Origin of the sequence: Micromonospora sp. WMMD980, from assembly GCF_029626035.1 — a bacterium.
GTDB lineage: Bacteria > Actinomycetota > Actinomycetes > Mycobacteriales > Micromonosporaceae > Micromonospora.
On record NZ_JARUBE010000003.1, the window covers coordinates 1,616,619 to 1,627,688 of the forward strand.

Genomic DNA, 11,070 nt, shown 5'->3' on the forward strand with positions numbered 1-11,070 from the left:
CCCCGGTGACCGCCGATTCATGCCACCGACGTCCGGTCCGTCAAAGGTGATCATCGCGCATCCCGGCCGGTGTGTCAGCCGACACCCCCGACACGCGACGCCCGGGCCGGCGACCCGGTGGGGGGACGCCGGCCCGGACCGGGGTGGGTACGGGTCAGAGCGGCAGCCGGCCGGCCCCCGCCCAGGCGTCCACCGCCAGCGGGACCAGCGGTGTCGGCAGCGGCGGCGCGGCACGCAGGGTGGGCGTCCAACCGGCGTCGCCGCCGAGGTCCGGGTCGTGGACCGCGTTGTACGCGGCGCGCAGGTCCACCGGCCGGGGCAGCCGGTCGCCCCGCCTGACCCAGCTCCCACGCTCGGTGAGCGCGGTGCCGCCCCAGTCGTGGATGAGATCCGCCGGGTCGACGTCGTCGGCCAAGGTGAAGAAGTTGTTCTCCGCGTGGATGGCGGACTGCACGCCGACGCCGAGGGCGTACTCGAAGCCGGCGCCGCCGAGCCGGTAGTGGTTCTCGTGCACGTCGACCTGGCCGAAGCGCACCCGGGGCAGCCGTTGCAGGTCCCCGTCGAAGAGGTTGTGACGCACGGTGACCCGGAGCCGTCCGACGTCCGGGCCGACCGTGTTCGAGGAGCCGATCAGCATCAGCTTGTCCCGGCCGACGAACCGGTTCCACGACGCGGTGACCAGGCTGGCGGTGTGCGTGACGTCGAGCGAACCGTCGTGCACCTGCCAGGGACGGCCGAAGTAGAGCGGCTGGGCGTCGTCCGGGTTGTCGCCGTCGGTGAACGTGTTGTGATCGACCCACACGTGCTCGCTGCGGCGTACCGAGATCTGGTCGTACTGGGAGTTCCAGTTGCCGGTGTCGCCGTCGGTGGGGGACCAGGCGGGGAAGCAGTCCCGCGCGTCGGAGAACTCCAGGTTGCGCACGATCACGTTGGCGACCCGGTCGATCATCAGGGTGAGCCCGGTGAGCTTCGCGCCGCGCAGCCCGACGATCGTGGTGTTGGACCCGACGTTGATCTGCGTCTGCGCGGTCTGGGTGGCCACCGAACGGACCCGGGCCGCCTCCAGCGGGCCGCTCGGGTTCACCCGCCCCCAGACCGCCGGGTCGTACGCGGCCAGGTAGGCCGGCAGCGAGTACTCCGGGTCGGCCAGGTCGGCGCAGCCCAGCGGCGTGCCGTCGGGCCCCTCGAAGCCGTCGATCGTGCCGGCCACGTACACGATCTTCGGGGTGGCGTCGGTGGCGTTCGTGGTGTTGTCGCCGCCCAACGCGGCGACCAGCTCGGCGCGGGTGCGCACCACGCGCACCCGGTCGGCGGTCGCGGTCGCGCCGCCGGTGATGCCGGCGCCCTCGGCGGCCCAGCCGTCGTTCGCCGCCAGCGCCTGGCGGCCGATCAGCTTCGCCGCGAGGGTCGGCTCCGACCCCGGCGACGGGCGCGGCGCGGCGGGCGCGGCCGGCGCGGGCGCGGCGATGGTGAGCGTGAGCGCCGCCGCGAGGGTGGCGGCGGCTGCGGTTCGTCTGCGCATGACTCGTTCCGTCCTGTCGGTCAGGGATGGTCGTTGCCGAGTTCCACCACGTACGGCCGGACCGCCCAGGGCACGCCGGCCTCGGACGGCAGGGTTCCGGTCTCCGCCGCCGCCCGCAGCGCCTCGTTGACGCCCCGGATCACCCGCACCCGCTCCGGGCCGTCGCCCACCGCGCGCACCACGTCGCCGCCGAGCAGCGTCGGCTCCGGCGCGTTCCGCAGCGCGTCGAGCACCACGGTGAACGGCCCGGTACGCGCCGGCGGCGCGATCAGTGGCACGCCGGTGGCCCGGTGGTCGAGCAGGTTCGCCAGCAGCCCCTGCCGGCCGGGCACGACACGCGGGTGGGCGTCCGAGGGCAGGCGCAGCCGGTCGGTCGGGTACTCCAGCACCGCCCGCCCCCGCTCGCCGGTGACCAGCACGTCCCCGGCGACGTGCTCCTCGGCGGCGAGGGTCAGCGCGGCCAGCACCGGCGGGCCGGCGTGCGGGGTGAGCCGCAGGATCGCGGTGTCGTCCACCTCGATCGGGCGCACCCGGTAGCGCTCCACCTCGATCCGGGCCGGGCGCGTCGGCGCGCCGGTCGCCGCCTCGGCCACCGCCAGGCACTGCATCAGCGCGTGCGCCAGCGGGTTCGCCAGCGCCCCGTCGAGCGCCGGCCGGCCGTCCACCGACCGTCGGCCGGCCCACGCCGAGCGGGCGTAGTAAGCGTCGGGGCGCTGCCAGGCGGCTATCGTGGCGATGCCGGTGACCGCGCCGAGCCGGCCGGCGGCGAGCGCGCCGGTCAGCTCGGTCAGCGCCGCCGAGCCCAGCGCCTGGAAGTTGACCTGCACCGCCCGCCCGGCGGCGGCGGACGCGGCCAGCAGCTCCCGGTGCTCGGCCAGGCCGAGCACCGGCGGCTTCTCCAGCAGCAGGTCGGCGCCGGCGGCGAGGACGTCCCGGGCGATCGGCAGGTGGGTGTGCGGCGGCGTGCAGACCACCACCGCGTCGGGGCGGGACGCGGCGAGCATCTCCCGGTGGTCGGTGAAGACGCCCGTGCCGGGCGGAGTGGGCGCGTCCGGTTCGGGTTCGAGCGGGCGCACGTCGACCAGGGCGACCAGCCGCAGCCGGCCGGCGGCGTGCAGCGCGGCGATCACCCGCCGGTGCCAGCGCCCGTGCCCGTTCGCGCCGACCAGCGCCACCCGGGGCGGCACGCCGCCGCTCACCGCCTGCCTCCCGGTGCGCCGCGGCCGGGCCGGCGCGCCGCCGGTCACCGGGCGGCCGCCAGGGTGGCGCGGACGCCGTGGCGTTCCAGCGCGGTCAGCCAGCCGGTCACGTCGGCGCGGAACTCGTCGTCGTCGGCCAGTTCGGCGGGGAAGACCTCGCGGACCGCGAACACCGCGTCGACCACGCCGGCCGGGTTCTGCCGGCCCCCGGCCAGCGCGGCGCGCAGCCGGTCGGCGAGCGGGTCGTCGAGCGGCAGCGGCTCGCCGTCGTCTGCGTGGCCGTGCAGGAACCGCAGCCAGGCCGCCACCACCAGCGCGCTCCACCGCGCCGACCGGCCGGCCGCGCGCAGGTCGGCGACCGTGTGCAGGACCCGCTGCGGCAGCTTCTGCGAGCCGTCCGAGGCGACCTGGAGAGTCCGGTGCCGGATCGCCGGATTGGCGAACCGGGCGAGTACCCGCTCCCCGTAGTCGGGCACCGAGACGCCCGGCGGCGGGGTGAAGCTCGGCGCGATCTCCTCGGCGACCAGCCGCCGCAGCACCGCGTCCAGGCGCGGCAGTGCCAGCGCGTCGAGCACCGTCTCCGCGCCCGCGAGGGCGCCCAGGTAGGCGGTGGCCGAGTGCACCCCGTTGAGCGCGCGCAGCTTCAACCGTTCCCACGGGCCGGCGTCGCCGGTGAGGACCGCGCCGGCCCGCTCCCAGGCGGGTCGGCCGCCGGGGAAGTCGTCCTCGATCACCCACTGCGACCACGGCTCGGCCGCGACCGCGGCCAGGTCGCTCACGCCGAGCGCCCGCCGGGCGGTATCCCGGGTCTCGTCGGTGCTGGCCGGCACGATCCGGTCGACCATGGTGCCGGGGCAGGTGAGCAGCGCCGCGACCCGGTCGAGCGTCGCGTCGGGCGTACGCGCCAGCGCCAGGCACTGGTCCACCAGGCTGCGCAGCCGGCGCCCGTTGGCCGGCAGGTTGTCGCAGCTGACCAGCGCCAGCGGCCCGGCGTCGGCGGCGGCCCGGGCGAGCAGCCCGCGCACCAGCAGCCCGGGCACCGTGCGCGGCGGCCGGTCGGTGGTGAGGTCGGCGGTCAGCTCGGCGTCGGCGGCGAGCCCGCCGGTCACCGGGTCGAGCTGGTACGCCTTCTCGGTCACGGTCAGCGTGACCAGCCGGATCGCCGGGTCGGCGAGCAGGCGGACCACCGCGTCCGGGTCGCTCGCGGCGTGTCGTACCCCGGCCAGCGCGCCGACCACCCGGGTCGACGCGCCCCCGGCGGCGAGCGTGGTGACGCTGAACAGCGCGTCCTGCGCGGCCAGCGCCTCGACCACGTCGGTGCTGCGCGGCGCGACGCCGACGATGCCCCAGTCGCCGCCGGCCGCGCCGACCGCGGCCTCGGTGTGCACGGCCTGGTGGGCCCGGTGGAACGCGCCGAGGCCGAGGTGGACGATGCCCGCCGGCACGGTGCCGGGGCGCACCAGCGGCCGGCACTCCTCGGGCAGCCGGCGCAGCGTGGCCAGGCCGAGCCGGTCGGTATCGACGGTCAGCGCCATGCCGGTCCCTCCGGGAAGCGGAACTCGGCGATCGACTCGGGCCGCATGGCGGCGCTGTAACCGGGCGCGGTGGGCAGCAGGTAACGTCCGCCCCGGGTGCGGACCGGGTCGACGAAGTGCTCGTGCAGGTGGTCCACGTACTCGACCATCCGGCCGTCCAGCCCGGTGCTCACCCGCAGGTGGTCGAAGACCGCGAGGTGCTGCACGTATTCACACAGCCCGACGCCACCGGCGTGCGGGCAGACCGGCACCCCGAACTTCGCCGCCAGCAGCAGCTCGGCGAGCACCTCGTCGACGCCGCCGACCCGGCACGCGTCGACCTGCATCACGCCGATCGCCTCGGCTTGGAGCAACTGCTTGAAGATGACCCGGTTGGCGGCGACCTCGCCGGTGGCGACCCGGCACCGGCCGCCGGACAGCTCGGTCACCGCGCGGGCGATCCGGGCGTGCCCGAGCACGTCGTCGGCGTGCGTGGGCTCCTCGATCCAGTACGGGTCGACCTCGACGAGCGTCGCCATCGCGGCGATCGCCTCGTCCACGTCCCACACCTGGTTGGCGTCCATCATGAGCAGCGCGTCCGGGCCGATCTCGGCGCGGATGATCCGCGCCCGGCGCAGGTCGTCGTCGAGCCGCCCGCCGACCTTCATCTTCATCGCGCGCCACCCGGCCGCGTACGCGTCGCGGGTCAGCGCGCGCACCTGCTCGTCCGGGTAACCGAGCCAGCCCACGGACGTGGTGTACGAGGGGAAGCCGTCGCGCTCCAGCGCGGCCAGCCGGTCGGCGAGGCCGTCGCGGCCCTTGTCGAGGATGGCCGCCGCCTCGTCCGGGGTGAGCGCGTCGGTGATGTGGTGGAAGTCGACGGTGCCCACCAGCTCGTCGGTGGGCAGCTCGGCGAGGTAGCGCCACATCGGCTTGCCGGCCAGCTTGGCGCGCAGGTCCCAGACCGCGTTGACCAGCGCGCCGGCGGCCATGTGGATGACCCCCTTCTCCGGCCCGAGCCACCGGAGCTGCACGTCGGCGGTGAGCGAGCGCCAGAACGCCACCGGCTCGGCGGCGATCTCGGCGACCGTGCGCCCGCGCACGTGGTGGGCGAGCGCGCGGACCGCCGCGCAGGTGATCTCGTTGCCCCGGCCGTTGGTGAACGTGAACCCGGCGCCGGTCGGCCCGCCGTCGGTGGTCAGCTCCACGTAGGTGGCCGAGTAGTCGCCCCGGTTGATCGCGTCCGACCCGTCGCCGCTGGCGGCGGTGGGGAAGCGCACGTCGTGCGCCGCGACGTCGACGATCCTGGTCATGACCGCTCACCTCCGAACTTGAAGACCTGCTTGGGCAGCCGGTAGGCCAGGTCGACGATGGTCTCGGCGGCCTCGTCCTCGGCCAGCCGGTGCTCGGCGACGAGGCGGGCCAGGAAGCCGGCGTCGACCCGGCGGGCCACGTCGTGGCGCACCGGGATGGAGCAGAACGCCCGGGTGTCGTCGACGAACCCGGCGGTGTTGTAGAAGCCGGCGGTATCGGTGACCGCCTCCCGGAACCGGCGCAGCACCTCCGGCGAGTCGAGGAACCACCACGGCGCGCCGAGGCGCAGCGCGGCGTAGCCGCCGGCCAGGGGCGCCAGCTCCCGGGTGAAGGTGTCCTCGTCGAGCGTGTAGAGCACCACGGTCAGCCGCGGGTCGTTGCCGTGCGCGTCCAGCAGCGGGGCGAGGCCGTGCACGTAGTCGGTGGCCTGCGGCACGTCGCCGCCGACGTCGCGGCCGTGCCGGGCGTGCAGCCAGCGGTTGTGGTTGCGCACCGCGCCCGGGTGCAACTGCATCACCAGGCCGTCGTCGAGCGACATCCGGGCGAACTCCAGCAGCATGTGCGCCCGGAACGCCTCCGCGTCGCCCGCGTCGGCAAGGCCGCGCCGCCCCTTGTCGTAGAGCGCCGCGGCCTGCGCCGGGTCGAGATCGAGGGTACGGGCGGTCGGGTGGCCGTGGTCCGACGAAGTGGCGCCGGCGGCGGCGAACGCGGCCCGCCGCCGCCGCAGCGCCGCCAGGTAGCCGGCGTACGTGCCGGTGTCCTCGCCGGAGACCTCGGCGAGCCGGTCCACGTTGGCCGCCCAGCCGTCGAACTCCATGTCCACCACGTCGTCCGGGCGGAACGTGGTGACCACCCGCCCGCCCGGCCCGCCCCAGCCGTCGGCGGTGAGCTTGGCGTGCCGGCCCAGGTCGTCCACTGGCGACTCGGTGGTGGCGAGCACCTCGATGCCGAAGCGGTTGAACAGCTCCCGGGGCCGGAACGCCGGCTCGGCGAGGCGGGCCGCGAGCGCGTCGTAGACGGTGTCGGCGGTGGCCGGGCTCAGCGGCGTGTCCACGCCGAACACGTTCCGGAACGTCTGCTCCAGCCAGAGTCGCGACGGGGTGCCCCGGAACAGGTGCCAGTGCGCGGCGAAGCGCCGCCAGATGGTCCGCCCGTCGGTCTCGACCGGGCTGCCGTCGACGCTCGGCACGCCCAGGTCGGCCGGCGGCACGCCCTGGCTGAGCAGCATCCGGGTCAGGTAGTGGTCGGGCACGATCAGCAGCCGGGCCGGGTCGGGGAACGGGCGGTCCTCGGCCAGCAGCGCCGGGTCGACGTGCCCGTGCGGGGAGATGATCGGCTGCTCGGCGGCGAGCGCGTACAGCTCGCGCGCCAGCCCGCGTCGGCCGGGCTCGGCGGGCAGCAGCAGGTCGCTGGGGGAGATGATCGGCACGGGGGAGGGCTCCTCGGTCAGGGCAGGGTGAGCAGGTCGGCGACCCGGACGGGCGCGCCGGTCTCCAGCGAGCGGTTCGCGGCCAGGCCGGTGAGCAGCGCGAGCGCCCCGTCGTGGGCGGTGGCGGCGCGGCCCAGCGGGTCGGTCTCGCCGCCGAGCAGCACCCCTGTCATCCGGGTGTCCGCGCCGCCGTGCCCGCCCCGGGTCCAGCCGGCCACGCCGATCTCGACCGGCGGCTGCCAGAACGGCCGCAGCGTGAGCCGGGCCGCGCCCCGCTCCACGGCCGCCTCGTCGCCGTGCAGCGCCGCGCCCTTGAGCGCGGACGCGCCGCCGGGGCTGACGTGGTCGCTCTCGGTCACCTCCAGTTCGAGGCGGCCCCGGCTGCCGTTGACCATCACCCGGTAGCCCTCCCAGGGGGCGTACGCGGTGAGGTGGTAGGTCATGGTGGCGCCGGTGGAGTAGCGGGCCAGCACCGCCAGGTCGTCCTCGATGGTCACGCCGGGGGCGAACACGTTGCGGTCCCGGTGGTAGCCGTCCTCGGCCTCCGCGTCGAGGTACAGCTCGCGCAGCCGGGGGTGCTCGGCCAGCCGCAGCGCGAACGGGTCGTCGGCGGCGGCGGGCGCGCCGTGTGCCCGGTCGTAGTCGCGGGCGTAGCCGTGCCGGCGGCCGTCGGAGCCGTAGAAGAACAGCTGGCCGGCGGCGTGCACCTCGACCGGTCGGGCGTCCAGCCACCAGTTGACCAGGTCGAAGTGGTGGCTGGCCTTGTGCACCAGCAGGCCGCCGGAGGTGGCCTTGTCGCGGTGCCAGCGACGGAAGTAGTCGGCGCCGTGGCGCACGTCGAGCAGCCACTCGAAGTGCACCGAGCCGATCTCGCCCACCGCGTCGTCGGCGAGCAACCGCCGGACCTGCTCGTGCAGCGGGTTGTAGCGGTAGTTGAACGCCACCGTCACCCGCCGGCCGGTCTCGGCGACCGCGTCCAGGATCCGCCGGCAGCGCGCCGCGTCGACGGTCATCGGCTTCTCGGTGACCACGTCGCAGCCGGCCCGCAGCGCCGCCACCACGTACTCGTCGTGGGTGACGTCGACGCTGGTGACCAGCACCACGTCGACGCGTTCCTTTGCCAGCATGGCGGCGAAGTCGGCGGCGGCGTAGGTGGGCACGGCCGGGTGACCCAGCTCGGCCAGCCAGCGGTTGTGCGCGTCCATCCGCCTCTGGTTGACGTCGGCCAGCGCGACCAGTTCGGCGGTGTCGGCGTGGTCGAGCGCGAGCGCCCGGACGAACATCTCGGCGCGTGCCCCGGCGCCGACCAGGGCGTGGCGGACCCGTTTCCGGGCCGGTGGTGACATGACGTCGGCCTCCCGCAGTCCTGCAAAGGTTTGCAGCCGAAGAAACCACGTCGGTCAACACGTCGTCAACGGTCGATGGCTATCCCGCCCTATGAATCCACGTTCGCGCGCTTTTATGCACCCACCGGGAGCGCCGCTGCAATCGAGCCGTAACAATGGACCGTTGACACCGGAGCAACCGTTTGCATTAATTGGCGGCACCCACGTGACCCCCACCACATCGGACGAGGGAGCCCACCGTGCCAGCCACCATCCGGGACGTCGCCCGGGCCTCCGGCGTGCACATCTCCACCGTCTCCCGCACGTTCTCCGCCCCGCACCTGGTCAACCCGGAGACCCGGGTCCGGGTGCTGGCCTGCGCGGAGGACCTCGGCTACCGGCCCAACCGGGCCGCCCGGGCCCTGATCACCGGCCGGACGCACAACATCGGCCTGATCGTGGCCGACATCGCCAACCCGTTCTTCCCGCCGCTGATCAAGGCGGCCGAGGGGCAGGCCCGGCACCGCGACTACCACGTGTTCGTGGCCGACACCAACGAGGACCCGGTCGCCGAGGAGGACCTGGTCCACGCGCTCGCCAAGCAGGTCGACGGCGTGCTGCTGTGCAGCCCCCGGATGAGCAACAGCCTGATCGAGCAGGTCAGCCGCGAGGTCCCGGTGGTGGTGATAAACCGCCAGGTCGCCGGCCTGCCCTGCGTGATGATGGACGTCGGGCAGGGCGCGCGGTCCGCGATCGAGCACCTGCTCGGCCTCGGTCACCGGCGGATCGCGCTGCTCGGCGGCCCGCGCGGCTCCTGGACCAACCGGGAGATGCGCCGGGCCGCGGCGGCGGCCGCCCGGGCCGGCGGCGCCGAACTCACCGTGCTCGGACCCAACCAACCCACCGAGACCGGCGGCGGCGCGACGGCCGAGGCGGTACGCCGCAGCGGCGTCACCGCCGTGCTCGCCTACAACGACCTGATGGCGCTCGGCCTGATCGAGGGGCTCGACGCGCTCGGGCTGCGGGTGCCGCAGGACGTCAGCGTGGTCGGCGTCGACGACATCGCGTTGAGCCGGCTCACCCGCCCCAAGTTGACGACGGTGGCCACGCCGACCGCGGCCGCCGGCCGGACGGCCGTCGACATGCTGCTGCAACACGACTCCGACGCGCCGCGCGGCGCGCGGGGCCGGGGCACGGCGGCCGGCGACCGTCGCACCACCGCACAGGTAATGCTCCAGACCGTACTGGTCGTCCGCGACTCGACCGGGCCCGTTCCCGAGCCCGGTCGAAACGGCGCCGGGGCCTGACGAGGTGGCCCGGGTCCGCATGGCGGTGCGGACCCGGGCGGCCCGTGGACGGCCGCCGGTGACGTCGTCGCCTCCCACAGCCGAGGAGTGAGCGCAGATGCACCCCGCAACGACCCCCACCGCCGGCGCACCCGCCGGGCGGGATCACCGTACCCTTCTGACCCGACGTCGATTCGTCCGCGGCCTGGCCGCGGTCGCGCTGGTCGCGCCGCTCGCCCTGGGCGCGGCCGGCTGCGGCGGCGACGACGACGCCGCCGGCGACGGCGGCGGCCCGATCAAGCTCTCCATCTTCTGGTGGGGTGGCGACGCCCGGGCGAAGCTCACCGAGGACGCCCTGGCGCTCTACACCAAGCAGCACCCGGACGTGACGTTCGAGAAGACCTGGCAGGCCAACCAGGGCTACTTCGACAAGCTCGCCACGCTGACCGCCGGCGGCAACCCGCCCGACCTGTTCCAGATCGACGACAACTACCTGGCCGAGTACGCCGGCCGCAGCACCACGCTCGACCTGGGCAGCTACCGCGACTCCGGCAAGCTCGACGTGTCGAAGTTCCCCAAAAGCCTGCTGGAGTACGGCGTGGTCGACGGCAAGCTCGCCGGCGTGGCCGCCGGGGAGAACACCCAGGGGCTGGTCTACAACAAGACGTTGCTGGTCAGGAACGGGCTGCCGGAGCCGACCACCGGGATGAGCTGGGAGGAGCACATCGCCTGGGCGGAGCAGGTGGCGAAGAAGACCAGGGTGCCCGGCACCCAGGACCCGAGCGCCGACTACAAGGCGCTCTGGGTCTGGCTGCGCCAGCAGGGCAAGGACCTCTACCAGGGCAAGGAGCTCGGCTTCACGGTCGAGGACGTGACGAGGTGGTTCGAGCTGTGGAAGGGCGCCCGCGACTCCGGCGCCACCCCGAAGCCGGACGTCATCCACGAGGGCAACTCCAGCGACGTCACCAAGCAGCTCGTGGTCACCGGCAAGTCGGCGACCTCCTGGGTCTGGGTCAACCAGATGCCGGACCTGAAGAAGAACACCAAGGACGAGTTGGGCGTGGTGGCGTACCCCGGCGACCCGAGCGCCCAGTGGGCCCGCGCCTCGATGTACTGGTCGGTGTTCAAGGGCAGCAAGCACCGTGACACCGCCGTCGACGTGATCAACTTCCTGAACAACGACCCGGAGGCGGTCGCGCTGCTCGGCACCGACCGGGGCCTGCCGTCCAACATGGACCTGCGGACCAAGGTCAGCGAGACCGCCACCGACCCGGCCATGAAGCAGTCCATCCAGGTCGAGTCCGAGCTGGCGCAGAAGTTCGGCCCGTCCCCGCAGGTGCCGATCAAGGGACACAGCAAGGTCAAGTCCGAGCTGGTCAAGGCCGCCGAGAACGCCCAGTACGGCCGGGCCACCCCGGCGCAGGCGGCGGAGCAGTTCGTCACCGCCTGCACGGCCGCGATCGGCTGACGCCGCCGACGAG

General features: G+C 74.5%; 8 protein-coding genes. 2 read left to right on the forward strand and 6 right to left on the reverse strand.

Annotated features, from left to right (window positions below):
- Positions 1–154: 154 nt before the first annotated feature.
- From O7618_RS07825 to O7618_RS07850, 6 genes are read right to left on the reverse strand one after another with little or no spacing between them, the layout of a single operon-like run.
- Positions 155–1,522 (reverse strand): pectate lyase, encoded by a 1,368-nt coding sequence (locus O7618_RS07825; RefSeq protein WP_278105315.1) that lies wholly within the window; start codon positions 1,520–1,522, stop codon positions 155–157.
- 20 nt (positions 1,523–1,542) lie between these two features.
- Positions 1,543–2,721, reverse strand: a complete 1,179-nt coding sequence (locus O7618_RS07830; protein ID WP_278105316.1) for a Gfo/Idh/MocA family oxidoreductase — start codon at positions 2,719–2,721, stop codon at positions 1,543–1,545.
- Positions 2,722–2,765: 44 nt separating this feature from the next.
- A complete protein-coding gene (locus O7618_RS07835) occupies positions 2,766–4,256 on the reverse strand; it encodes a mannitol dehydrogenase family protein (RefSeq protein WP_278105317.1) in 1,491 nt (496 codons plus the stop codon).
- Positions 4,247–5,548, reverse strand: a complete 1,302-nt coding sequence (locus O7618_RS07840) for an enolase C-terminal domain-like protein (protein ID WP_278105318.1) — start codon at positions 5,546–5,548, stop codon at positions 4,247–4,249. Before O7618_RS07840 ends, O7618_RS07835 begins: the two co-directional genes overlap by 10 nt.
- Positions 5,545–6,978, reverse strand: a complete 1,434-nt coding sequence (gene uxaC / locus O7618_RS07845) for a glucuronate isomerase (RefSeq protein WP_278105319.1) — start codon at positions 6,976–6,978, stop codon at positions 5,545–5,547. Before uxaC ends, O7618_RS07840 begins: the two co-directional genes overlap by 4 nt.
- Before the next feature lie 17 nt (positions 6,979–6,995).
- Positions 6,996–8,324 (reverse strand): Gfo/Idh/MocA family oxidoreductase, encoded by a 1,329-nt coding sequence (locus O7618_RS07850; protein ID WP_278105320.1) that lies wholly within the window; start codon positions 8,322–8,324, stop codon positions 6,996–6,998.
- 239 nt (positions 8,325–8,563) lie between these two features.
- Between O7618_RS07850 and O7618_RS07855 the strand changes: the two genes are divergently transcribed.
- Together O7618_RS07855 and O7618_RS07860 are read left to right on the forward strand one after the other, a co-directional pair.
- Positions 8,564–9,610, forward strand: a complete 1,047-nt coding sequence (locus O7618_RS07855) for a LacI family DNA-binding transcriptional regulator (RefSeq protein WP_278105321.1) — start codon at positions 8,564–8,566, stop codon at positions 9,608–9,610.
- A gap of 97 nt (positions 9,611–9,707) precedes the next feature.
- Positions 9,708–11,057 carry an extracellular solute-binding protein gene (locus O7618_RS07860; protein WP_278105322.1) on the forward strand — a complete coding sequence of 450 codons (1,350 nt, stop codon included), beginning with the start codon at positions 9,708–9,710 and terminating at the stop codon, positions 11,055–11,057.
- Positions 11,058–11,070 lie beyond the last annotated feature (13 nt).

What these genes read in the sequence shown, in the direction of transcription:
- O7618_RS07835 (WP_278105317.1), bottom strand. Translation starts at nt 4,256, where the DNA reads ATGGCGCTGACCGTCGATACCGACCGGCTCGGCCTGGCCACGCTGCGC.
- O7618_RS07850 (WP_278105320.1), bottom strand. Translation starts at nt 8,324, where the DNA reads ATGTCACCACCGGCCCGGAAACGGGTCCGCCACGCCCTGGTCGGCGCC.
- O7618_RS07825 (WP_278105315.1), bottom strand. Translation starts at nt 1,522, where the DNA reads ATGCGCAGACGAACCGCAGCCGCCGCCACCCTCGCGGCGGCGCTCACG.
- O7618_RS07860 (WP_278105322.1), top strand. Translation starts at nt 9,708, where the DNA reads ATGCACCCCGCAACGACCCCCACCGCCGGCGCACCCGCCGGGCGGGAT.
- O7618_RS07840 (WP_278105318.1), bottom strand. Translation starts at nt 5,548, where the DNA reads ATGACCAGGATCGTCGACGTCGCGGCGCACGACGTGCGCTTCCCCACC.